25 protein-coding genes and 3 pseudogenes are annotated in these 23,286 nt (G+C 65.0%); 1 reads left to right on the plus strand and 27 read right to left on the minus strand.

Features of this window, described 5'->3' with window-relative positions:
- Positions 1-104: 104 nt before the first annotated feature.
- The 18 genes and pseudogenes from NJD74_RS06340 to merT all read right to left on the minus strand — a co-directional run bounded on the left by NJD74_RS06340 (position 105) and on the right by merT (position 14,268).
- A complete protein-coding gene (locus NJD74_RS06340; protein WP_003821092.1) occupies positions 105-974 on the minus strand; it encodes a hypothetical protein in 870 nt (289 codons plus the stop codon).
- 113 nt (positions 975-1,087) lie between these two features.
- Positions 1,088-3,367, minus strand: a complete 2,280-nt coding sequence (locus NJD74_RS06345; protein WP_021205692.1) for a helicase-related protein — start codon at positions 3,365-3,367, stop codon at positions 1,088-1,090.
- A gap of 102 nt (positions 3,368-3,469) precedes the next feature.
- Entirely contained in the window at positions 3,470-3,781 is a 312-nt protein-coding gene (locus NJD74_RS06350; protein WP_003821089.1) for a hypothetical protein, read from the minus strand.
- A gap of 103 nt (positions 3,782-3,884) precedes the next feature.
- On the minus strand, positions 3,885-5,018 hold the full coding sequence (locus NJD74_RS06355; RefSeq protein ID WP_255632234.1) for a DUF6094 domain-containing protein: 1,134 nt from the start codon (positions 5,016-5,018) through the stop codon (positions 3,885-3,887).
- A gap of 40 nt (positions 5,019-5,058) precedes the next feature.
- A complete protein-coding gene (locus NJD74_RS06360; protein WP_054901198.1) occupies positions 5,059-5,706 on the minus strand; it encodes a hypothetical protein in 648 nt (215 codons plus the stop codon).
- A gap of 76 nt (positions 5,707-5,782) precedes the next feature.
- A complete protein-coding gene (locus NJD74_RS06365) occupies positions 5,783-6,043 on the minus strand; it encodes a hypothetical protein (RefSeq protein ID WP_003090124.1) in 261 nt (86 codons plus the stop codon).
- 16 nt (positions 6,044-6,059) lie between these two features.
- On the minus strand, positions 6,060-6,467 hold the full coding sequence (locus tag NJD74_RS06370; RefSeq protein ID WP_003116821.1) for a hypothetical protein: 408 nt from the start codon (positions 6,465-6,467) through the stop codon (positions 6,060-6,062).
- A 104-nt stretch (positions 6,468-6,571) separates the two neighbouring features.
- Complete coding sequence (locus NJD74_RS06375; protein WP_003116822.1) at positions 6,572-6,913, minus strand: hypothetical protein; 342 nt, start codon at positions 6,911-6,913, stop codon at positions 6,572-6,574.
- A gap of 94 nt (positions 6,914-7,007) precedes the next feature.
- On the minus strand, positions 7,008-7,697 hold the full coding sequence (locus NJD74_RS06380) for a DUF3275 family protein (RefSeq protein ID WP_003116823.1): 690 nt from the start codon (positions 7,695-7,697) through the stop codon (positions 7,008-7,010).
- 94 nt (positions 7,698-7,791) lie between these two features.
- A complete protein-coding gene (locus NJD74_RS06385) occupies positions 7,792-8,619 on the minus strand; it encodes a DUF932 domain-containing protein (protein WP_003116824.1) in 828 nt (275 codons plus the stop codon).
- Positions 8,620-8,764: 145 nt separating this feature from the next.
- Entirely contained in the window at positions 8,765-9,670 is a 906-nt protein-coding gene (locus tag NJD74_RS06390; protein WP_003116825.1) for a DUF3577 domain-containing protein, read from the minus strand.
- 310 nt (positions 9,671-9,980) lie between these two features.
- Positions 9,981-10,265: an XF1762 family protein gene (locus NJD74_RS06395; RefSeq protein ID WP_003098923.1), complete on the minus strand. Its 285-nt coding sequence runs from the start codon at positions 10,263-10,265 to the stop codon at positions 9,981-9,983.
- Positions 10,246-10,431: pseudogene (locus tag NJD74_RS06400) on the minus strand (XF1762 family protein); the annotation flags it as partial. The gene NJD74_RS06395 and the pseudogene NJD74_RS06400, both read right to left, overlap by 20 nt.
- Positions 10,432-10,572: 141 nt before the next feature.
- Positions 10,573-10,857, minus strand: a complete 285-nt coding sequence (locus tag NJD74_RS06405; protein ID WP_031629745.1) for a DUF3085 domain-containing protein — start codon at positions 10,855-10,857, stop codon at positions 10,573-10,575.
- Positions 10,858-10,902: 45 nt separating this feature from the next.
- Positions 10,903-11,894: pseudogene (locus tag NJD74_RS06410) on the minus strand (Tn3 family transposase); the annotation flags it as partial.
- Positions 11,895-11,918: 24 nt separating this feature from the next.
- On the minus strand, positions 11,919-13,607 hold the full coding sequence (gene merA / locus NJD74_RS06415; RefSeq protein ID WP_003098932.1) for a mercury(II) reductase: 1,689 nt from the start codon (positions 13,605-13,607) through the stop codon (positions 11,919-11,921).
- A gap of 10 nt (positions 13,608-13,617) precedes the next feature.
- A complete protein-coding gene (merP, locus tag NJD74_RS06420; protein WP_003116826.1) occupies positions 13,618-13,905 on the minus strand; it encodes a mercury resistance system periplasmic binding protein MerP in 288 nt (95 codons plus the stop codon).
- Positions 13,906-13,917: 12 nt separating this feature from the next.
- The gene (merT, locus tag NJD74_RS06425) at positions 13,918-14,268 is read right to left on the minus strand and encodes a mercuric ion transporter MerT (RefSeq protein ID WP_003116827.1); all 351 of its coding nucleotides are present in this window, start codon (positions 14,266-14,268) and stop codon (positions 13,918-13,920) included.
- Positions 14,269-14,339: 71 nt separating this feature from the next.
- On the opposite strand from merT, the gene merR reads away from it, so the two are divergent.
- Positions 14,340-14,747, plus strand: a complete 408-nt coding sequence (gene merR, locus NJD74_RS06430) for an Hg(II)-responsive transcriptional regulator (protein ID WP_003098939.1) — start codon at positions 14,340-14,342, stop codon at positions 14,745-14,747.
- A 261-nt stretch (positions 14,748-15,008) separates the two neighbouring features.
- Here the strand turns inward: merR and NJD74_RS06435 are convergent, their stop codons facing one another.
- The 9 genes and pseudogenes from NJD74_RS06435 to NJD74_RS06475 all read right to left on the minus strand — a co-directional run bounded on the left by NJD74_RS06435 (position 15,009) and on the right by NJD74_RS06475 (position 23,216).
- Positions 15,009-15,833, minus strand: a complete 825-nt coding sequence (locus NJD74_RS06435) for a hypothetical protein (protein WP_003098941.1) — start codon at positions 15,831-15,833, stop codon at positions 15,009-15,011.
- A gap of 288 nt (positions 15,834-16,121) precedes the next feature.
- Positions 16,122-16,400, minus strand: a complete 279-nt coding sequence (locus tag NJD74_RS06440; RefSeq protein ID WP_003116828.1) for a hypothetical protein — start codon at positions 16,398-16,400, stop codon at positions 16,122-16,124.
- 97 nt (positions 16,401-16,497) lie between these two features.
- Positions 16,498-17,235, minus strand: coding sequence for a hypothetical protein (locus NJD74_RS06445; RefSeq protein WP_033962840.1), 738 nt, complete (start codon positions 17,233-17,235; stop codon positions 16,498-16,500).
- A gap of 83 nt (positions 17,236-17,318) precedes the next feature.
- Positions 17,319-18,005 carry a hypothetical protein gene (locus tag NJD74_RS06450; protein ID WP_003116830.1) on the minus strand — a complete coding sequence of 229 codons (687 nt, stop codon included), beginning with the start codon at positions 18,003-18,005 and terminating at the stop codon, positions 17,319-17,321.
- A gap of 182 nt (positions 18,006-18,187) precedes the next feature.
- A complete protein-coding gene (locus NJD74_RS06455) occupies positions 18,188-18,580 on the minus strand; it encodes a hypothetical protein (protein ID WP_003116832.1) in 393 nt (130 codons plus the stop codon).
- 21 nt (positions 18,581-18,601) lie between these two features.
- A complete protein-coding gene (locus NJD74_RS06460; protein ID WP_003116833.1) occupies positions 18,602-18,814 on the minus strand; it encodes a hypothetical protein in 213 nt (70 codons plus the stop codon).
- 337 nt (positions 18,815-19,151) lie between these two features.
- Positions 19,152-19,334, minus strand: a pseudogene (locus tag NJD74_RS19675) (hypothetical protein); the annotation flags it as partial.
- A gap of 465 nt (positions 19,335-19,799) precedes the next feature.
- On the minus strand, positions 19,800-20,300 hold the full coding sequence (gene lspA / locus NJD74_RS06470; protein WP_003098955.1) for a signal peptidase II: 501 nt from the start codon (positions 20,298-20,300) through the stop codon (positions 19,800-19,802).
- A 3-nt stretch (positions 20,301-20,303) separates the two neighbouring features.
- A complete protein-coding gene (locus NJD74_RS06475) occupies positions 20,304-23,216 on the minus strand; it encodes a heavy metal translocating P-type ATPase (RefSeq protein ID WP_003098961.1) in 2,913 nt (970 codons plus the stop codon).
- Positions 23,217-23,286: the final 70 nt, after the last annotated feature.

Consider the following 23,286-nt stretch of genomic DNA (forward strand, 5'->3'; position numbering starts at 1 on the left):
GCAGCAAACAATGCGAACCAGGCAGCGCCCGATTTCCCGGCAGCCTCCCTCCAAAGGAAAAGGCCCCCGAAGGGGCCTGTGAAAACGCATCGGGCTTCGCCCGATCAATCCCGAGCCAGCTTCAGGCCGGGATCGACCCGTGCCAGTTGGGTGTGCGACCAGCAGCGCACGAACTGCCCGTTCTCGCCGAGCGGCCGGTTCGCCACCGCCGCCGAATACTCGTCAGTGTCGCTGGTGTCGTAGCAGATGACCTTGATCTCGCCGCTGTCGCAGCGGATGGAGTGGATCTGGCCGTCGGTCATATCGACCACGACGACCTGCGGAACGAGGCCAAGTTCGCGGGCGGCCGACAGGATGGGGCCATATTCGGCGGCGTCGAAGCAGATGAACGGCCCTTCGTACCGGGCCTCTTCGGCCAGGTCCCTGGCCTTGTCGTAGTGGATACCCAGGTCGTATTCCTCCTGGGTGATCCTGACCTTGAAGACCGGCACGTTGGGGCTACCGGAGGCACCGATGCAGACGACCGCGACTTGCATCTCGATCTCACCGCCGTCGGCAGGTTCGGTCGAGGGGATGACGGCTCGGCCCGTGGGGGCGTCGTCTTCCATGCCCATGCGCTCGCGCATTTCGTCGATGAAATCCTCGGGGGCCATCAGGCCATAGCTCGCCAGGCGCAAGGGAATGTCCTCTGCACAGAGGTTGCCGTCCCCGATGCGTTGCTGCATGAAGGCGGCGATCTCGGCTTCGAGCGCATCGCTGTTAGTCGCCGAGGGCAACTCGGTCACCTCGATCGACCAAACATCCACCTTCGCGGCGGTCTCATCGATTAGCAACCTCTCGCCGATGGCGCGGACCCACATGCGTTGCAGCCGTGCCAGTATTTCCGACGCGGCCTCGCCGTTGAGCAAACAGGTCACGTCCAGCGTCAGGCGGGCCTTCACGTTTTCGGGCGTGGATTGGGTATGGGTGTTCATGGAAATCTCCTTGGAATGAAAAATGCGCAGCCACGTCCACGGAGACCGTGGGCGTGGCTGCAAGGTGGGAACAATGGAAAGCCGGCGGCGCGAGGCCGGCGTTGGCGTGGGGATCAGGCGGCGACCAGTTGCCGGGCCAGCGCGACCTCGACGGAATCACCGTCCTGGTTGAGCACATCCAGGCCCGATTCGGGCACGTCGCCCGAGGTGGACTGCGAGACCATGATCTTCTTGGCCATCAGCTCCAGGCAGGTCATCTGCGAGGAACCGGCGTAGCCGAGGTAGATCACGCGCACCGGCTGTTTCTGTCCGATGCGCCAGGAGCGGCGTGCCGCCTGCTGGAGCGAGTACACGTTGTAGCCCGACTGCATGAAAACGATCGTCGGGAAGTCCAACAGGTCCAAGCCCGTCTTGACCAGCTCGGGGTTGGTGATGAGCACGTCGATGCCACGGTCCAGTTGCTCGGCGATCCAGTCCTCGCGGCGGCTGGCGTCCACGCTTGCGCGCAGCACCGCCACCCGAAAACCTTCCTGCTCCAGCAGCACCTTCAAGCGCGACGTGGTGTCGCGCGTGCCGGTATAGACCGTGTAGGCCAGGACCTTGCGGCCCTGCGCCTTCTCTTCTTTGCAGATGTCGATCAGCTCGCGCTCTTTCGGCGTCACCTCAAACTCGTTGAACTGAGCCGGGACGAACGCCAAGGTGTTGCGCGTGCGCGGATGCACCACGGTTTCCGACCGGAAGCAGCAGTCCGGCCAGGCCAGCAGCACGTTGAGCACCACACCCAGCAGCGTCGTATCGCGTCGCGCCAGAGCCTGTTTCAGCTCCGCGGTCAGCCGACCCGCCAGGTCGCGGTAGGCCGCGGCTTGCGCCGTGTCCATTGCGACTTCACGGAACTCCTCGTCATACGGCGGCAGGACGTTGCCGCCGATGTCCTTGAGCTTGAGGAAGATCGTGAACGGCAGGATGCACCGCAAGACCCCTTTCGGCCCGAAGCCGGGAGCCTTGACCGTGCGCACCGATACCTTGGTGCCCCTGGCCGTCTTGTGCGCCGTGCCGGTGCTTTCGGAGTAGATGTCCTTGAGGACCCCGTGGTCCCTCATGAACGCCATGGCCGCCGAGGTCATGCTGCCGCTCGTGGTCGGGCGGTAGCCGTCTTCGATCATCCGCCCAGGCAGGGCTCGGAACAGCAGGTAGAACAGGTCGTCCCCGTAGCCGCCCATCAGCGTGCCTGTCAGCAGCAAGGTCTTGCGAGCCTTCGCCGCCAGCACGCCCATGGCCTGGCCCTGGGCACTGCCACCGTTCTTGTACTCGTGGGCCTCGTCCGCGATGCACAGGTCGAACGTGCCTTGAGGCAGGTAGCGCTTGATGAACTCGGACGGCTGGTAGCCGCCTTCGCCGAAGCCGAACTCCATGTTCGCCATCGCTCTTTCCATGCGATGCGCCTGGCGGTCAGAGAAGACCAGTTCGCCGTTGCCGTCCATGAGGTTGATGAACTCATGGATGTTGTCGCCCAGCATCGACGCGAGGAAGCCTTCGCCGAACTTCTGCATCAGCTTCTGCGCGGTGACTTCCCCGATCGTCGGGATGCGCTTGAGGGCTTTCAGCACGGCCGAGGACTGGTCGCTGCCGGACAGGCTGCGCGGGCGGATCAGCGTCCACAGGGGGGCGGCGCAATGGCTGCACTTCCTGCGGTATTCCTCGGCTTGGAGCGCGACCGGATTGACCGGCTCGCCGTCGAGGTCGGTGATGACCGTGCCGCAGTCCGGGCACGCCGCCACGTTGCCGTGACGGGTGCGCCGCTGGGTGAAGACGGGCTTCCAGTGGAACCCCATCCGCATCCTGACCCGGCCCAAGACGAAGAACTCCTGGCCCGTGGGCTGGACATTCAACTGCTCGCGCAGCTTGATGAGCTTGATGAGCGTGTCCGGCCCGTTGAGCACCCACACCTTGGCGCCTGCCACCGTCTCCTGGATCTCGCGCCGCCACTTGTAAACAAGGTGCGGCGGCGAAAGAACCAGGGTGCGGCGATAGCCTTCGGCGTTGAGCACGGCGGCCGTGGCGATGCCGACGGTCGTCTTGCCGCAGCCCATTTCGCCATTGACGATCGCGGCGCGTTCGCCACGGTCGATCAGCAGCTCGGCGGCGGCGTGGACGACTTCGGCCTGGGCCGGAAACAGCTTGCGCTTGAGGCTGGCGACGACGAGTTGCCGGTGCGCCTGCGGCTGGCCGTTATAGACCGGCGGGTTCGCGCTGTTGAGGGCGTCGAGCAGTTCGTCGCCGAACTCGCCGACGAAATCCTGAAGGCTCAGGGTCAGAGGGGAAGATTCCGCATCGAGCAGTTCGCCCTGTACGGGCGCGGCTTCAGCGGCAGTGGTTTCGAGATCGAGGGACATGGTGATGCTCCAAAGAAAATGGGGCATGCACCACCCCCGCGGGGCGATGGCATGCCCCGTGGTGGGATGAAGAGACGGCAGGCGGCCGTCGTCTGGGAGAGATCAGTACTCGCTGGGCAGTAGCAGCGTGGTCACGCTGCGATCCCATTCGGTGATAATCCAAAGCTGCAGGCCGGGTGCGACCTGGTAGGAAGAGAAAAGGCGGTCCTCGCCGGACTCCAGCGCGGCATCGTTCTGCCGCTTGTCGTAGTCGTCGAGGTCGCCCCAGTCGCCATTGAGGTGGCGGTGCAGATACGGCACCGGGTTGAGCCGGCCCTGCTGGACCAGGGCGTCAACGCCACAGGTCACGACGGTCTCGCCAGGGAAGAAGCGCCGGCTCGATGCTTGGCCGATGGGAAGTGCTTGGGCTGCCATGGAAAGGCTCCTTGAAGATGAAGGGGCCACGGCGCCCCCTCGGGGCGACTGGACCCCGGTGGGTGGAGGAAGCCGACGGTGACCGTCAGCGGTAGAGAAGCGATCAGCGGATGGTCAACACCTCGCCCCGCGTGGCGGAGCCGGGCGTCATGTCCCACGCGCGGATGACGGGCACGAACTTGTCGGTGAGGATGCGGGTCTCGGCGATGGAGCCGTCTTCGCGTTCGGTGAATTCCCGCTGGAGCGTCTTGTCCTTGTGGGTGTCACCTTTGACGACGAGCACGCGCCCGGTCTTGGAGCGCACAACCCCCGAGATCGCGCCCGCGGCCAGAGCCAGGGCGAGATGCCAGTGGGACAAGGCACGCGCCGGTGGACGCAGCGACTGCTGCGCGGCCCCCAGGTGCGTGTCCTGCGACGGCCAGAGGCCTTGCAGCCGGCCGACTTCATCGGCGAACTGCTCTGGCTCCATCGTCACGCGGAAGAAATGCTCCGGCTCGGCCGGACTGGCGGGGACGATGTACGGCAGGAACGGCCATTCGCTCGGCAGTTCCTCGGCTTCGACTTCACCAAGCCCGATCTGCAGCAGCAGATTGCGCACGGCCTTGAGACCATCGGGTGCCAGCTCGCGCTGGCGCACCCTGCGGCCGAAGATCACCACCTGCTTGAACTGCGTTTCCACCGCTCGGTAGATGCGTAGGTCCGTGTAGTGGCGTGTCAGCCAGCCGACCAGCTCGGCGTCGAGCACGTAGCCAGGGACGATGAAGACCAGCACGCCGCCATACTGCAATAGCGAGAGGCTGCGCTGATAGAAGAGCTTCTCGAAGCGGGCACGGCCCTGGCCCTGATAGCCGATGTTGCCGTTGACGTCCTTGGACAGATCGCCATACGGTGGGTTGAGCCAGAGCAGCCCGAACGACTGCTTTGAGATCATCGTGTCCATCAGGTCCGCGTGCAGGCAATGATCGACCAGGCCGCGGGCATGGCGTGCCCGCTCCGCGTCGAACTCGACGGCGAACGCCTTGGCTTGCTCGCGCCCGAGAGCATGAGCGGCTTCGGCGATCGCCACGCCTTCGCCGGCGCAGGGATCGAGGATGCACATCGGGCCATCGCTGGGCATCAGTGCGTTGAGGGCTCTTTCGAGCGTGGGTTCGTCGGTCGGGTAGTACCCGTTCTTGGAGAAATTGCGGGCGAGCCGCGGGAACATGAGGGCCATGGAAGTCTCCTGGTTGGCGGGGATGAAGTGCGAAAGCACGCCTTGGCGTGCTCTCGCGGGCGGGTCAAGCCGCTACCGCTTCCGGCGTCCAAATCTTGGCCGGATACGGATAGGCGGTGAGCACGTCACTGCGGATCAGGGAGCCCAGCGCCAGGGTCAGCGCCGGCACGTCGATGGCGAGCCGATGGCCTTCCAGCGACCCGAGGGCGAACGGAAGACGGGCCAGCATCTCGCGGGTCTGTAGCAGCTCCAGCACGGTTTCGCGCCAGTGGTCGAGCAGCGGCAGTGGGCAGGTGTCCCGCACCAGCATCCACAGGCGGTCAAGCCGGTGGGCGCTGCCCTTGGGCAGCAATGCCAGTGCGCTGGCGTTGGCCTTGTCGGGCTTGACGCAGCGGCGGTCGAACAGCCACACGTTGGACAGCGAACCGAACAGCGTTCGCCGGTAGGCGCGGGTCATGCGCTTTTCCAGACGATCGACGTTGCTGACGAACACCGGGACGCTGCCGCCCTGGTCGGTGATGACGTGGAACTGGTCCAGGCCCTGTTCGTCGCGCCCGAGGGTCAGACGAGCGAGGAACTGCTGGACGGCGGTGTCGCGCGCCCAGATCGACAGGAAGATCAGATTGCCCTGGTCATCGCCGACGCAAGCATCGGCCATCACGTCGGAGCATTCGTCGATGCGGTACAGCGTGGAAGAAGTGTTTGCGGGCATGGTGGTGTCCTCGGATGAACGGGAACAGCACCGCCCGCTGGGGCAAGTACTGCCCCAGGGGGTGGAAGAAAACCGCTCAGTCCGGCTCGAACTGCCGGGTGTGCGGGTTGAAGTGAAGCGGCTCGTCCGCCGAAGTGATCGGCGTGAAGCCTTCCAGGTAGATGTTGTTGAGGTACTGGTCGCGGTAGGTCAGTGCCTGCCGTGCCTGGTCCTCGGTGAGGCCGTTGTCGATGAAGTACGCCAGCATTTCCTCGTCGGAGGACACTTCGTCGTTGGACAAACTCCCTTCAACGAGTGCCAGCAACGAGGGCGGAAGCGTTGCCAGGATCGGGTCCATGTCGGTTCCTCCTGGCTCAGGCCATCGACGCCGCGGCGGATGCCGCGGATGCCGTGGGTGTGCGCCGCCGGGCGTGGTAGGCGCGAACGCCTGCACGCCAGTCGGCGGACTGCTCCGGTGCGAGGTCCAGATAGGACAGCGGGCACGTGTAGTAGTACGGGTGCATGGACTCGTCCAAGGACTTGTAGCCCCACTGGCCGCCGCTTCGTTCAAGCAGATCGCAGCGGATGTAGCGCAGGGACTGGCCCGGTGCGAGATCACGATGCACGCCTTCGACCTTGGCGGTCACTTCGGCGACGGACCACAGCACGTTGCCGCGCAGGGTGTGAGCGATGACCTTGACGCTGGCGCGCTCGGTCTCTTGCGGTGCGATCAGTTCCGCGATCAGTTCGGACCGCGATTGGTTTGAGAAATACCAGCCCATGAGAGGCCTCCTCGAAAAGTTGAGCTGAAGGCCTCCCCGTGGGGAAGAACCCCCAGCGGGTGATGGAATGCCGCATCTGCGGCGAAGGAACCTATGCGTCGCCCTCAATCCCAGTCGTCATCGTCTCGATCACAACCGGCCGGGCAGTAGCCGAACTCGATCCCGTGCGAGCAATAGCCATGCTCCGCATTCCAGTCCTGGGTTTCCTGCCGTTCGGCAGGTGTTGCGTAGTCCCATTCCTGGGCCGCGATTTCGAGAGCCTGAGCACGTTGCTCATCCGGCAAACGATTGGCCTGTGCGTCGATCGCCGAACTGAAGAGCGTCACGTAGTGGTCGTAGGACAAGCCGCAACCGCGCTGGGCGTGTGCGGCGGCCGCTTTGCAAAGGTCCCGCCACGCGGGTTCATCCAGCGTTGAACGCGGGGTATCGCAAGCGATGGTGGACATGATGGAGACCTCCAGAAAATGGCCAGGGCCTCCCCCGCATGGGAAAGGAACCCCGGCGGGTGGATGAAGAACACCGCGCATGCGGCGTCTGCGATCACGCAGGTTTTGGTTCGGCCTGGCGGCTCCACTCCTGCGTCTTGAAGTCCAGCGCGTAGCCCAGCTCGCCCAGGCGGGCGATCTGCGCGCGCAGGGTGCGGCGGTCGATGGTCGAATCCAGTTTCACGGACTCGCCCAGCGGCCACAGCAGGCCGAAGAGCGCGGCGTCACCGTCTTCGGTGCTGCCGGGGGCAGCGGCCGTAGCAGGCGGTGGCGCATCCACGCCGAAGGGCGTGGTATCGACCAGCGGGTCCGCGGACGCCTGCACGGGTGCGGGCTTGGCGGGCCTGGACGCTTTGGTGGGCTTGGCCGGCGTTGCCGCAGGCTGCGCCCCTTGCTCTTCATCGAGCGGATCGACGTCCTGGGTGGCGAAGCTGCGGGCTTCGTCGCGGCTGAGTTTGTCGATGCCGTTGAGCGTCATGCCGTCGAGGCTGGCACGGATCTCGAACCGCATGCCGCCGCCGACCGGATAGGACTTCGGGAAGATGTACCTGATGATGAATTCCCCGTCGTACTTGCCTTCGGGGTACTGCTCCAGCTCCGGGTCTTTGACCTCGAAAGTACCGAGGTGCGTCGCGAGGCGGCCAACCGTGAACGGGCCGTTCTTGCCGCGGATGGTACGCAGCGTGAGCTGGCCGGGGACGACGATGGGCGCAACCGATTTCTCGGAAGCCGATGGGGTTGCCATGATGGTTCTCCTGATGATGAATGACGGGCCGCCGACGGCACCCGGTGGATGAGAGGAAATGGCCTCGCCCGAGGTGGGCGAGGTCCGCGTGGCATCACGCCTTGAGCTGGCGCATGCCTTCGGCCAGCAGCCACAACGCCCGGTTCAGGCGCAGGTTCTGGTCGATGCCTTGCACCGGACGGGTGCGCTGATTGCGGCCGTTGGCCGTGCGTCCGTTCAGGCCCCCTTTGACTAGGTTCTCCTGGACGCGGTTGAAGACGGCCCACAGGTCGTTCTTGCGGTCGTCCCATCGCCGGGGTGCCAGCAGTTGGCTCTCGGTGACAGGCGTGGACTTGGCCGGATCGTCGTACTTGAGTGCGAGCGCAGAGTTCGCAAAGACCTCCGCTTCGCCCTCATCGAGGGTGATGGTGCGCATCGCATCGCGCGCGTTATGCACGCGCTCGAAACCTTCGAGGACTCCGTAGGCACCTTCGATCACCTGGCTGGCCACGTCGCCCTTGTGGGGAACGCGGATGTCTGCGGTGGTGTCACCGCAAACCAGGCCGTTGTGGCAGACGAACCGGAACATGCCGGCGAGCATCTGATAGCTGCTCGTGCCGTCATGGCTGTTGAGCAGGATGATCTCGTTCGCCTCGTCGCCGTTGATCTGGCTTGCATGGCGAAGTCGGATGAGGTGCTTCGTGTACTCGCGCCGGTCTTCGTTGCGCACGCGCGTCTGACACACCATGAAGGGCTCGAAGCCCTCCTGGCGCAGCTTGGTCAGCACGGTCGAGGTCGGTATGTAGGCATACCGATCGGACCGGCTCCCATGTGGAGCGTCGGCGAAGATCGACGGAACGACGGCACGAATGCGGTCGTCCGAGAGTGGGCGATCAGAGCGCAGGATCGGGGATTGCGGAGCAAAGCGGGATACCAGAGACATGGCTGATCTCCTTTGAGAAATTCGACAACCGCGTGGCCGTGAGACCACGCGGAACTCGGGGGATGAAATGCGCAAGCACGCGTCCTGGGGACGCGGCGTACGTGGGGAGGAAAAGCGACAAGGCCCCGTGAGAGGCCGTGCCGGATCAGAACGAAGCAGCCAATGCCGGCTCCTGCTCCTGGACTTGCGCCTCGGGCTCGCGCTCGGCGGGCTCGGTGGCCGTGTCGATGGCATCGTCGGCTTCGGACGCGGATGCGTCTTCGGCCGGCGGCGCCTCGGCTTGCGCCTGGCTCGTCGGATAGACCTGGGTGCCGTCGATCTTGATGAGACCGATGTGGACCAGCGTCGATTCCAGGCTGGCGGCCGGTTCCCCGGCGTGCTCACCCTTGGTGCGGATGTACGGATCGATCTTCATGTCGTTCAGACGGAAGGCGATCAGCACCTTGCGGTCACCCTCGACGGCCTGAACGCACCGGCGAACCAGGTGCTCGGCTTCCGGGGTGGCGACGATGGTGTCGAAGTACCGATACTCCGGTTCATCGACAGGCCCGGCCAGTGCCGCGACGGTGCAAGAGAGGAACGAGTCGCCAGCTTTTGGGGTGACGTCCTTCACACGATTGAGATAGCCGATGCCGCGGGTGATCAACTCGTGCTGCTCGATCGAAGCCAGTTCGGCCCGGTCGATCAGTTCGGCCTTGAGCAGTCGCGCCTTGAGGGACGCGGCGGCCTGACCCTTCTGCTCACCCTTGTCGCGGATGTACACATCGCCCCACAGGTCACCGAGGCGAAAGCGCACCAGCGGGCGCTGCTTGGGATCGTCAACGCCGATGTAGCGCTGAACGAGCTTCTTGGCCTCGGCACCCGAGACCTTGACGTCGAAGTAGCGGTAGCTGGGGTCCCGGGCGGGGCCGACCAGCGCGGCGATGGTGCATGCCAGGAAAGGCTGCGCACGGCGGCCGCCCCGGACGGGCACTTCACGGACACGCTGGATGTAGCCGATGCCCGAGGTGTGGAGGTCGAAATACGATTTCTCGTTGGACGTGGTGTTCATGGTGAATCTCCATTGGGATGAAGCGGAGACACACCGGCCCACGCATGCGGGGAAGGTGCGTGACCCCGCGGTGGGTTGATAAGGCGAAAGCATCCGCCACCAGAGGCTGGTGGCCGCTCGCGGAAGGATGCGGTGCGAGCTGGCTCGGTCACGCAGTGGGAACTGCGCCGCAACCTCGAAGACCGATGGTTGCCTGGCATGTCGCTGACGACGTCAGCAGGCATGGGGCCAGCATGGCGGGGCCTCGCGCGCGCGGCAGCAATCAATCGGCACCCGGGCGCTTCCCTTTGTCCGCGCCACCCGGCGCCTGTCACAGGCACTTGGCGCCGCGCAGGTGCTCGGGGGTATCGGCGCGCGGACGGCCGGGACGGCTCCAGGCGCCGCCACCGCGCGCGCCGATCAGCCGCCAGCCGGCGGCGCGCAGGCTGGCGCCACCTTCGTCGGGCATGGTGTAGGTGAGCAGGCGTATGTAGCCCAGCGCCCTTGCCGCCTGCCAGGCCGCGCCGTAGAGCTTGCTGCAGGCGCTGGGTGTGCCGTCGGTGCACAGCCGCGTGACTTCCAGCGTCCAGGTGCCGCGCGACCGGGCGGCCGACAATGGCCACGCCGTGGATCAGGTCGCTGTCGCTCAGCGTGACGGCCAGGGCGAACTTCGCGCCCTGGACCGGGCGGTGGTGGCGATGGTGCGACAGAACGAATGCATTGGCCGTGCGCAGCGACACCGGTAGGAGGTGCAGCCTCGGCGAGGTCGATGGCGTGTTCATGCGGTTGTCTCCGGTGGCATGCCGGCGTTGTGGCCGGCGGGGCGTGCCTCGGCGGCTGGAGACAAACGCGCACGCGCGGCGATGGCGGCGGTGCGAACAAAAGAAGGCCCCCGATGCGGGGGCTGCGAGGCGGTTGCCGCGTCAGGCGGGAGGCACCACTGCTAAGGACAGGTGCGTGGCGGTGGCGGAAAGCACGAGATCGTCCGCCGAGTGCTGGAGGCGCGTGAACAGGCCGTCCTTCGGGTCGAAATACTCCGCGAAGTCATCGCCGCCCAGCTCGCGGCCGGCGAGGTGCCACCAGTCATCGAACGGGTCGGTGTCCGGGTTGCATCCGACGGCGTAGGCGAGCAGTGCCTGGCGCCCATCCGGGCGACGCTCCCCACGCTCGGCGAGGAAGTACACGCCCTGATCCTTGACCAGGACAATGCGGCACTGATTGGGGACGTCTCAGAAAACGGAAAAAATCGTACGCTAAGCCGGTTGCAGCGGTCGTAGCGGCCTGAACTTGCCCGCGCCGATCTTGGCGCTGCTGCGCCAGAGGTAATCGCCGGTCAGGTTGATGTGCTCCCAGCCCAGCGGCGACAGGTACTGCAACAGGGCGTCATCGACAGTCTGGCCGTGACCGCGTAAGGCGTTTGAGGCCCGTTCCAGATAGACCGTGTTCCACAACACTATGGCCGCCGTCACCAGGTTGAGGCCGCTGGCCCGGTAGCGCTGCTGCTCGAAACTGCGGTCGCGGATTTCGCCCAGCCGGTTGAAGAACACGGCGCGGGCTAGCGCGTTGCGGGCTTCGCCCTTGTTCAGTCCGGCATGCACGCGGCGGCGCAGCTCGACGCTTTGCAGCCAGTCCAGGATGAACAGCGTTCGCTCGATGCGGCCCAGCTCGCGCAGCGCCACGGCCAGGCCGTTCTGGCGCGGGTAGCTGCCGAGTTTCCTGAGCATCAGCGAGGCCGTCACCGTGCCCTGCTTGATCGAGGTGGCCAGCCGCACCTTGGCGTTGATCGCCTTGCCGGACGCCTGGAACTGCTGCTGATGCTTGTGCTTGGCAGCGTTGAACAGCTTGCCCAGGATGCGGTCGTGCAGGTCGATGATTTCGTCGGTGACGGTGGCCATGCCCTCGATGGCGAGCGCACCAGGGTCGCGTAGCGGCGCTGTGCCTCGAACTTGGCCAGATCGGCGGGCGTCATCTGGCCGCCTTCGCGGGCGATCTTGAGCAGGCGGTTCTGGTGCACCGACCGCTCGATGCCGGAAGGCAGGTCGAGCGCCTGCCAGGCTTTGAGGCGCTCGATGTGTTCGAGTATGTGGCGCGAGTTCGGCTTGACGGGCGACTGGCGCAGCCAGGCCAGCCAGGTCGTCTTGCCGTTGTCGTGGCGCTTGAGCAGATCGTCGAGGCGGTGCCGGTGGGTGGCCGACAGGGGATCGGACAAGGCCGCGTAGATGCGGCGGTTGGCGCGGCTGTAGGCGTTCATCGAACACCTCCCTTTTCCTCATCCGGCGCAACAGGACAGTTGCTTCACGTCCTTGTTGAAGGTCTGCGCCGCGAGCTTCAGTCCCTCGACCATGGTCAGGTAGGGGAACAACTGGTCGGCCAGCTCCTGCACGGTCATCCGGTGGCGGATCGCCAGCGCGGCCGTCTGGATCAGTTCGCCCGCTTCCGGCGCGACCGCCTGTACGCCGATCAGCCGCCCTGAGCCAGCTTCCGCCACCAGCTTGATGAAGCCGCGCGTGTCGAAGTTGGCGAGCGCCCTCGGCACGTTGTCGAGCGTCAGCAGCCGGCTGTCGGTCTCGATGCCGTCGTGGTGCGCTTCCGCCTCGCTGTAGCCCACGGTCGCCACCTGCGGATCGGTGAACACCACCGCCGGCATCGCCGTCAGGTCCAGCGCCGCGTCGCCGCCGGTCATGTTGATCGCGGCGCGCGTGCCGGCCGCCGCCGCCACATAGACGAACTGCGGCTGGTCGGTGCAGTCGCCGGCAGCAAAGATGTGCGGTGCGCTCGTGCGCATGGCGCGGTCGATGACGATGGCTCCCTGCGCATTGACTTCGACGCCTGCCGCTTCAAGGTTCAGGCTGCGCGTGTTCGGCGCGCGACCGGTGGCGACCAGCAGCTTGTCGGCGCGCACTTCCCCCTGCCCGGTGGTGAGCACGAATTCCCCGCCCGCATAGGCAACGTGGCTCGCCTGGGTGTGGTCCAGCACCTCGATGCCCTCGGCGCGGAAGGCGTCTGTTACGGCTTCCCCGATGGCCGGGTCTTCTCGGAAGAACAGCGTGCTGCGCGCCAGGATCGTGACCTGGCTGCCCAGCCGGGCGAAGGCTTGCGCCAACTCGACCGCCACCACGGAGGAACCAATCACGGCCAGCCGCTCGGGGAGCGAGCTGCTTTCCAGCGCCTCGGTGGAGGTCCAGTGGGGTGTGTCCGCAAGGCCCGGGATTGGCGGAAGCGCCGGGCTCGCGCCGGTGGCAATCAGGCAGCGGTCGAAGTTCACCTCGTGCGTGCCGCCGTCAGCGGTCGCCACGGTCAGCGTGCGCGTGTCCCTGAACCGGGCCTCGCCGCGCAGCACGGTGATGGCCGGAGTGCTTGCCAGGATGCCTTCGTACTTGGCATGGCGCAGCTCCTCGACGCGGCCTTGTTGCTGGGCCAGCAGCCGCTCGCGCAGTACAGCGGGCGCTGCGGCCGGCAGGCCAGCATCGAACGGGCTTTCGCGGCGCAGGTGGACGATGTGCGCGGCGCGGATCATGATCTTGGACGGCACGCAGCCGACATTGACGCAGGTGCCGCCGATGGTGCCGCGCTCGATCAGCGTGACGCGGGCGCCTTGCTCCACGGCCTTCAAGGCAGCCGCCATCGCCGCGCCGCCGCTGCCTATCACAGCCACGTGCAGCGCTTGTTCACCGCCAACATGCTTCGTTTCGCCACCGAGCCAGCCCAGCGCCTTGTCTAGCAGGCCGGCAGGCTTGTTCGGCGTGTCGGTAAGCCGTGCGCGATAGCCGAGCGTGGCCACTGCGGCAACCAGCGGGGCCACGCTCACGCCTGCATCCGCCTCGATTTCGGCCTGCCGCTGCGGATAGGACACCGAGGCCGCGCGCACGCCGGGCACGTTCGTCAAAGCCTGCTGGACGTGCTCGGCGCACGACGTGCAGGTCATGCCTTCGATGTGGAGGGTGATCGCCTCGGCCATGATTACGCCCTCACTGCTTGACGCTGGACGGGTAACCCGCGTTTGCGGTGGCCTTGGTCAAGGCGTCGGCATTGGTCTTGGCCTCGTCGAAGGTGACGACGGCCTCCCGCTTCTCGAAGCTGACTTCGGCCTTCTCGACGCCGGCGACCTTGGACAGAGCCGTCTTGACCGTGATCGGGCACGCGGCGCAGGTCATGCCGGGCACCGACAGGGTGACGGTCTTGGTGGCAGCCCAGGCGGGCGCGCTTAGAGCGGCGGCCAGGGCGATGAGGGTGGTGAGGGTGGTGAGTTTCTTCATGGTGATCTCCTTTCAGTAGAACAGCGGCAGGACGTAGGGAAACGCGAGGGCAACCAGAACCAGGGCGGCCACGATCCAGAAGATCACCTTGTAGGCAGTCCGCACTTGGGGCACGGCGCAAACGTCGCCGGGCTTGCAGGCATGGGCTGGTCGGAAGATGCTGCGCCAGGCGAAGAACAGCGCGATGAGCGCTGCGCCGATGAAGATCGGCCGATACGGCTCCAGCACGGTCAGGTTGCCGATCCACGCGCCAGAGAAGCCGAGCGCGACCAGGACAAGGGGGCCGAGGCAGCAGGCCGAGGCGAGGACGGCCGCGACGCCGCCGGTCGCCAGTGCGCCGCAGCCGTTCTTGGGTTCCGACATAAGGTTCTCCTTCCGGGACTTCGCTTGATGCTGTAACGTTACTTCCGTAGTCAACTACGGAGTCAAGCGCCATGGAGAACGCTCAAGAGAATCTGACCATCGGGGCCTTCGCCAAGGCAGCCCGGGTCAACGTGGAGACGATCCGCTTCTATCAGCTCAAGGGCTTGCTACCCCAGCCGGAGCGGCCCTACGGTCGCATCCGCCGCTACGGGCAGGCGGACGTGGCGCGGGTGAAGTTCGTGAAGTCAGCCCAGCGCCTGGGATTCAGCCTGGATGAAGTCGGCCAGCTCCTGAAACTGGAGGACGGCACCCATTGCAGCGAGGCGGCCGAACTGGCTGCTCACCGGCTGGCCGATGTGCGCGCACGCATGGCGGACCTCACGCGGATGGAAGAGGCCCTGTCGACGCTAGTGAGAGAGTGCAACGCGCACCATGGCAATGTTTCCTGCCCGTTGATCGCAGCTTTGCATTGCTGCTAAAGGGCCCACTTCGGCTCTTAGCGTACGATTTTTTTCCGTTTTCTGAGACGACCCCTGATTGGCGATGGCTTCGGTCAGCACGGGGCGCAGGTCAGCGCCTTTGAATCGCAGTGACATGGATGAAATCTCCTGTGTGGAAGAATGAGAAAGGCCTCCATCCGATGGGATGAAGGGCCTGTAGTGCACGCGGCCGGAACGGCTGGAACGCCGTGGCGGATGCCTCGGGTCAGCCGCAGGACCGCCCGGTTTCGCTGCGGGGCGTCATGCCGGGACGGCCTGGCGCTTGCGGGCCGCTTTCGCGTCGAGGATGCTCACGTCGATCTGGCGCCAGCGCCCGTCGTCGATGAGCCTCTCCAGCACTTCGCCGAGCATGTCGAAATACACCTCGTCGTGCCGATCGACCAGTTCGACCGATTCACCGTTCTGACGGTGCAGTTCCACCACGTAGGTGTCTCCGCCGCGGTCGTAGAGGATCGTCACCCGGCCCTCGAACTTCGCGGTCGAGACCGTGAAGCTGATCGCCGGCGGGGTCTCGATGATCTTGGAGGGCGTGGGATCGACCCAGGTGAAGTCGCGGGCACCGGCATCCACCAGCATGTGGGTGATGCGCCGGAAGCGATCGGGGGCCGGCATCTCCTCCAACTGCTCGATGAGCTGGCCCAACTCCATGCACTGCGGCGTGGGAATGGGCAGCTTGGCCGGCGCCGAGCCGAGGATGTGCCTCGTGATGGTGTACGGCGTGCCGTCCGAAGTCTCCTCGGTGATGACCTCCGGCGTGTCCGCGCGCAGTCCGTCGAAGCGACGACGGGCATAGGGTTGGACATGCACCTTGGCGCCTTCGGCAGGAACCGTGGTCACCAGGCTGGGATCGAGCACCGCGAACTCGGAAGGCTTGAGCTTGACGACGATGGCATCGTCGGTCGCGGCGACCACCTTGCCGTCGAAGGGTTGGGGGTCGATGGCGAAGCCCAGCGTTGAGGACAGCGGCTGATCATCGAACACGCGGTACTTGAACGACCGCACGTTGCGGGGCACATGGCCTGCGACCAGCGAAGGCATCATGGATTTGATGAGGGAACGATCCATGGGGAAACTCCTTGAGGAAAAACAAGGGATTCCCCGCCCGCAAGGGAGAGGTCCCTTGTGGGTGGCGTGGATGGACGCGGTAGGTCCGTAGGAAGAAACGACCAGCACGGTTTCCCGCGCTTGCAGCCTCGAAGGTCTCGACTGCCTGGGCATGTGCCGGCAACGCCGACGAACATGGGGCAAGCATGGCCCTGGGGCGGTCTGCCTGCCCGCAGGAAACGGCACCGCACCACAACCGTTTTCCTGTGCTGCGGGCAAGAAAAAGCCCCTCGAAAGGGGCTGGAGGAATCAGGCTTGGTACACGAAGTAGTGCTCGCGCTGACGCGGAAAGAACACGTGTTTCCACGTGTCGCCGCTTGTGTTGCCACCGTCGAAGACGACCATTTCGTAGTCGTCCACGTCGGTGTCCACCAGGTCGGCGCTGGCGATATGGCGCATGTGCAGCGTGCCGCTCATGCGCTCGAATACCAGGATCTGGCCGATGGCATCTTCCTGGCTCATGGCGTTGACGCAGGCTCCGAGTTGGTGCTCGAAGTCGGATGCGGGTGTGATGAGGTCGGGGAACATGGGATCGCTCCTGTGAAAGTGCGCCGGCCCGGCTCTCTGGCGGGAGACCGGGCCGGCATGCGGTGAGGACAAGGAAGGCCGGGGATGTGTGTGGCAGCTATTCGCCGGCCAGCGATAGGCCCGGCAACACGGGTGCGTCGGCATCGAGGATGAGGATGCGCACGTCGGCCTGGCCGGCCAGTCCAAGGATCTGTGCCAGCTCGTCCGGCATGCCCTTGCTGCGGTGCTCCTGCCGAAGCTGCTCGGCGGCGATCCCCTCGACGTCCTGCAGGTGCTGGTCCGTCCAGGGCGTGGAGATCAGCTTGACGCCGATCGCCGGGCTGTAGGGAATCCGGAACGCGATGAACAAAAAGGCCTCCGGCGTCGCGAGGTCAGCCAGGTTGGCCAGGTACTGGCCGGTTTCGCGGCTGATGTGCGCGCTGCTGATTTCCCAGCACCGGCTGTAGTAGCCGGTCTCGAAGCTCAACCGCTGCACGACTTCCCGTGCGGCCTCGGCCGAATAGGTGTCGCCAATGTGGACGGGGCGGCCGTCGAAGTCGTCGCCGTGGATCGCGTACACCACGGCACCCACCATGCCTTCGCCGCTGCCCCCTTCAGCCGCGTCGCATTCGGCGATCAGTGCGGCGCCGACAGGTTCGGTGCCAGTCCTGACCACCGCGAAGTCGCTGGTGATGATGCAAGGAGAAGAAACCAGCGCCGCGTCGCAGAGGTGCTGCTGGCTCGGGTGGATGTTTCGCCAAACATGCGGGCTTCCGTCCTCGTAGCTGATGGACAGCGTGCGGACGATTTTCAGATTCCAGTAGCCGCGTAGAAAGGGATTGGGATTCTGGGACATGGGATTTCTCCAACAGAATAATGATGGAGCAAATCCCCGCCACCGGGAATTGACCCCGGTGGGTGGAAAGAAAGGAAACAGCGTCAGGTGACGCTGATCGTTGGCGTTTGGGCCAATCGCTCGGCGACGCGCCGGCGCAAATTCATGCGGAATGGCTCGTCGCTGACGCCCGCCAGCAGATTGATGGTCTCCAGCGCGATCAGGGCCGAAGCCTCTTCGATGTCGGCGGCCACAATGGTCTTGCGCAATTGGTCGCCGAGCTGGAGGGCCTGGGAGGAGGAGCTGATGAAGCGGACCTCGCGGCTCAGGTAGCAGCCGTTGCCGCCGAACTCGAACAGCCGCGGCTTGCTGCAGTACCAGCAGCCCTCGAACTGGATGGCGGTCAGGTGGTGCCCGTCATCGAACCGGGTGGCGATCAGAAACAATGCGTCGAGATCGGCGGTGTCCTCGAACGAATGACGGTCGATCAAGTTCCCCAGCTCTTCGTCCTCATCGGCACGGAAGTGCACGGCGAGCAGTTCGAGCAGCGGCGGGATCGACAGCCCTTCGTCGTCCGGCATCGGAATACCGAGTTGCGTGGCCAGGTCTTCCAGGCCATCGAGCACGTCCGGCCATTGCGGATTGGTGGTCTCGGCGATCTGGGCGATGTAGGCCTGCCCGTTGCCGGGGTGGCTCTCGTCCAGCGCGAAGGCGCCGAACAGCGCCTGGATGACGGGCGTCACACGGTCGAGCACGAGAACGCCGGTGGCTTCGTAGTAGTTGTTGGCCATGAAGGCTCCTTTCGATGAATGAACGGAGCCAGCCCTTGCGGACGATGGCATCCGCAGGGGAAACCGCCTGATGCCGGATGGCGCTGGGCGGGGAGAAAACGCGAGGGACATGGCCTCGAACGAGGCGCATGTCCCTCATGGGGTCCCGTGAACGCAGTGATGAAGGTGTGCCAGGGACCGGCTCACCAACCGCTGTAGTTCAGCAGCAGGTCGGCGATCACCTGGCGACGTTGCAGATCGAGACCATCGAAGTCCGACAGTCCTTGGAAGTGGCAGCGCTTGAGCATGGCACCGCCCTCGCGCGCGTTGTAGAAGCTGAACATGGCGGACAGGAACATGCGTTCCCCGCTGCTCAGGACGCCGAGTGCGTCGTTGGCACGCAGCATGTCGGGACGCAGATCCCACTTGCTCTTTGCCTGGTTCAGGCCTTCGCGCGTGCCGTCGCCAAACCATTGCGGGCCTGCGATCTCGACGCCGCGCTTCCAGACCTCGAAGAAGGCTTGGGGCGCGGCGGCGAAATGCTGCTCTTCCCGCATGATCTGATCGACGACTTCCTGGGGCAAAAGCTGGTTCATGACGTGGTTCCTCCAGTTGGATCAGGGTGTGGCGAGCTGGGACCAGCCGCCTCTTTCGAGGGCACGTTGAGCCGCGGCATAGCTGCGGAAGTACTGGCAGGATTCCCGCGAAACGGGACCTTCTGTATCGCGCGTGCCGATGTAGTGGCCGGCGGCGCTATGCAGGATTTCGAGCGGCAGGAACTTGCCGCAATGGATCAAGGCCAACTGGCCGAAAGAGGCTTGCTGGGACATGGACGGGCTCCTTGGAAAAAGCGGGGCCTCGTCCCTCACGGGATGGCAGCTCCCGCACGCGGTTGAGAAAAAAGCATCGGCGTCACGGGTGACGCGCGTCCGCAGACTCGATGCGATGGCGGACTGGCGGGTAGCGCGGAAAGAATCCGCGGCAGCCTGGAAACTCTGGCTGCTGGCATGGTGCTGACGAATCAGCGACACATGCGGGCAGCTTCATGCGCGAGGCGAGCCGCGTCAGCCGGAAATCGGCATTTGCAACAGCCCCGATTGGCGAACGCGGAAAAAAGAAAGCCCCGCAATAAGTGCGGGGCTGTCAGGAGGATGAGGCGAAACTGGGTCAGCGAGGCCTGTCGCCCAGTACATGCTGCTTCCACAGGGCGAATGCCTCGTCCGGTCCCAGCTCTGCGAGGATGACGATGGGCTGGCCCCGACGGGCACGCAGCGATGCGAAATACGCTGGCCGGTCGGCGATGGCGTTGAGCTTGATGCCCTTTAGGAACAGCAACTGGCGGGGGCGAACTTTGGTGGTAACGCAGGCATGATTGCGCTTGTTTGGGGCAAAAGGGCCAGCGAAGCGGGCGGACACGGCCAGAAAACCGCGACGAACTACTTGTACTTGCCAGGCGAGGCGAACGGGTGACATCAGCATATCGCTATGCGGTAAAGAAGACCGTCCTAAAGCTTGCAGGATCCCGGCATAGCTTCATCATCACCTCTCCGTGACGGCTCATTGGAACGAAAAAGGCCAGCATCGCCGTGATGGACTTTCATAATTGCCAGGTCAACTGGCTTGCGTGCTGTTTATTCACAGCAAGGCATTGCGACGTCGTTGCAGCAATCGCCGCCATCGCAACAGGGCGTTGCAGCAAAAGCGGCGGTGGGCGCTAGCATGAGGGCCAAGCCGCGGCCGCTCATGCTGGGGGCCGTTCTCTTCAGATTGGTGTCCTGCACCGTGTGCATTGCGAATTTCCGGATCGTCCCAATGTCACTGGGACTCCTTTGTGGCGGCCGGGTTCTCCACGCTCATGAACGACTGGGCCACCAGCGCGATCGCCCCGCCCACGATGGCCATGTCAGCGATGTTGAAGGCGGGCCAGTGCCAGCCGTGCAGGTGAAAGTCGATGTAGTCGATAACGTGCCCGCGCGTGGCGCGGTCGAACGCGTTGCCCAATGCGCCGCCCAGAATGAGGCTGTACGAAAGGCCTTCCGTTTTGCGCAGCGGCCGGGAGAGCAGCCATGCGAGCCATGCCGATATTGCGAACGCGATCGCCAGAAAAAACCACCGCTGCCAGCCGCCCGCGCCAGCAAGGAAGCTGAACGCCGCGCCGGGATTGAGAGCGTGAACTAGGTTGAAGAATGACGCCACCTCGTGCGACCAACCCAAGGGAGTTGTCGCGTCAATGTAGCTCTTAGCTGCCTGATCGCCGGCGAATATAACGATCGCGAGTGAGTACCACTGCGTCTTGCGAAGAGATGGTTCATCCATTGTTCATGCCGCCTTGAACTTCAGGAGGCGCAGCCCATTGACGACAACCAAAAGACTTGCCCCCATGTCAGCGAACACAGCCATCCACATGGTGGCATGCCCTGTGAACGTCAACGCAAGGAACACCGCCTTGATGCCAAGGGCCAGAACGATGTTCTGCGTGAGGATCGCCGCAGTGCTACGCGACAGCCGGATGAAGGCGGGGATCTTGCGCAGGTCGTCGTCCATCAGGGCGACGTCGGCTGTTTCGATCGCGGTGTCGGTGCCGGCCGCGCCCATGGCGAAGCCGATGTCGGCACGGGCGAGCGCGGGCGAATCGTTGATGCCGTCGCCCACCATGCCCACCTGGCCCTCGCCGCCGACCAGGCTTTCGATGGTCTTGAGCTTGTCTTCGGGCAGTTGGTCACCACGGGCTTCAGAGATTCCGACCTGGGCAGCGATGGCCGCGGCCGTGTGCTGGTTGTCCCCCGTCAGCATCAGCGTGCGCACACCCAGCGCCTGCAGGTCGGCCACCGCCTCACGGCTGGTTTCCTTCACGGTGTCGGCCACTGCAAAAATGCCGAGCACGGTCGCATCGTCCATCAGCAGGATCGCTGTCTTGCCTTGGCGCTCCAGGGTCTCCAGCCGAGCCTGGAGCGTCGCTTCGCTCAGGCCCAGCTCCTGGGCGAGCCTGTGGTTGCCCATGTGCAACATGCGCCCGGCGACGCGGCCGCGCACGCCGCGGCCAGGCAGCGCCGCGAAGTCGTCGACCTCGTGCAGCGCGATGCCGTCACGGTTCGCCTTGCGGGCGATGGCCTGAGACACAGGATGGTCCGAGCGTGCCGCGAGGCTTGCGGCCCAGGCGGCAACTTCCTGCGCCTCGCCGATCAGCGGCACGAAGTCGGTCTGCTCGGGCTTGCCATGTGTGAGTGTGCCGGTCTTGTCCAGGGCCAACGCCTTGAGCTTGCGCCCGCCCTCCAGGTAGACGCCACCCTTGATCAGGATGCCGCGTCGGGCGGCAGCGGCCAAGCCGCTGACGATGGTGACCGGCGTGGAGATGACCAGAGCGCAGGGGCAGGCGATCACCAGCAGTACCAGGGCCTTGTAGACCCAGTCAAACCATGCGCCGCCGAAGGCGAGCGGCGGCACGACGGCAACCAGCACGGACACCGCGAACACCGCCGGCGTGTAGACGCGGGCGAACTGGTCGACGAAGCGCTGCGTGGGCGCACGGCTGCCCTGCGCGGACTCCACGGCATGGATGATGCGCGCGAGCGTCGAGTCGCTGGCGCCTGCGGTCACCTTGTATTCGAAAGAGCCGGTCTCATTGATGGTTCCGGCGAAGACCTGGTCACCTTCGGCCTTCTCGACGGGCAGGCTCTCGCCGGTGATGGGCGCCTGGTTGATGGCCGATCGACCCGAGGTGATCAGGCCGTCCAGTGCGATGCGCTCGCCAGGACGCACGCGGACCACCGCGCCCTTTGCGACCTCCTTGGCCGGCAGCTCTGTCCATGAGCCATCGGCCTGCCGCACGGTCGCGGTCTCGGGCGCCAAGTCCATCAGCCCCCGAATGGCGTTGCGGGCGCGGTCCAGCGACTTCGCCTCGATCACTTCCGCCAACGCGAACAGGAACATGACCATGGCGGCCTCCGGCCAGTGGCCGATCGCCATGCCGCCGGTGACCGCGATGGCCATCAGGGCGTTCATGTTCAGGTTGAGGTTCTTCAGCGCGATCCAGCCCTTCTTGTAGGTGCTGAGGCCGCCGGTGAAGATCGAAACCAGTGCCAGCACGATCACGGCCCAATGATTGCCGTCGTTGACCCAGTACACGCCTTCGGCGGCCACCGCCGCAACGCCCGAAACCGCCATCGGCCACCAATTGGTCTTGTGCGCGGCCACCGGGGCATCGCGCGGCTCATCAGTCCTCTGGACCTCGGCTTCCATGCCCAGCGATTCGATGGCTTCGACTGCCGGCTTGATCGCGTCGGGTGTGTGCCGAACCGTGAGCGTGCGCTGCATCAGGTTGAAATCCATTCCCTGCACGCCCGGCATGCCTTGCAGCTTGCCGCGGATCAGACTTTCCTCGGTCGGACAGTCCATCTTCGCGATGCGAAGTACCGTGGTGGCTGTCTGCATGTCCTGCCGCGCAGCCTGCATTCCAATGGAAGCAAGCGCCTTCTCGATCGGCGCTGAGGTCGCCAGCGTGTGCTGGACTCCCAGCACACGCTGCATCAGATTGAAGTCGAGCGCGGTCACACCCGGCAGCTTGCCCAGCCGGTCGCGGATCAGCGCTTCTTCCGTCGGGCAATCCATGTTCTCGATCCGGTACGTCACCCGCTCGCCGATCGGCGGCGCGGAAACGGCAGCGGTTGGTTGCTGCTGCAGGGCCGAGGATGGGATCACAGCCGCGGCTTCGATCGGCCCCGTGTGGCCGAAGGTCTGCTCCTTGGCGCGCATGCCGATCGAGGCCAGGACCTGCTCCATCTGCGCGCGTGCCTGAGCGAGGTGTTTCACCGACAGGGTGCGCTCAGCGAGGTCGAAGTCGAGGTCCTGAATTCCCTCGACTGCCCCGAGGTGCGAGCGGATGAGTTTCTCCTCGCTCGGGCAGTCCATGTTCTCGATGCGGTAGGTGGTCGACACGGCGGCGTCTCGGACAGCCTGAGCCTTCATGCCCACCGAATTCAGCGCTTGCTCCAAGGCATCGGCCGAGACTTCGCGGTGCGAAATGGTCAACAAACGCTGCGGAAGATCGAACAGGAGCCGCTCGACACCGGGCATGCCCTCCAGCGTTCGCCGCACCAGTGCTTCCTCATTGCGGCAATCCATGTTGCTCACGTGGAAAACGGTGGTTTCAGTGCTGGCCTGCTCACTGGCGCACGCCGTCTGTTGGCCATTGCCGCCGGAGCAGGCGCATGGGCTGGAAGGTTCTTTGTTCATAGATCGCTCTTCATTGACAAGGTTTTCCCCGGATGCCATCATTAGAAAACCTCTAGTAGATATAGAGTCA

The sequence above is a fragment of the Stenotrophomonas sp. RG-453 genome (genome assembly GCF_033843685.1).
GTDB lineage: Bacteria > Pseudomonadota > Gammaproteobacteria > Xanthomonadales > Xanthomonadaceae > Stenotrophomonas > Stenotrophomonas bentonitica_A.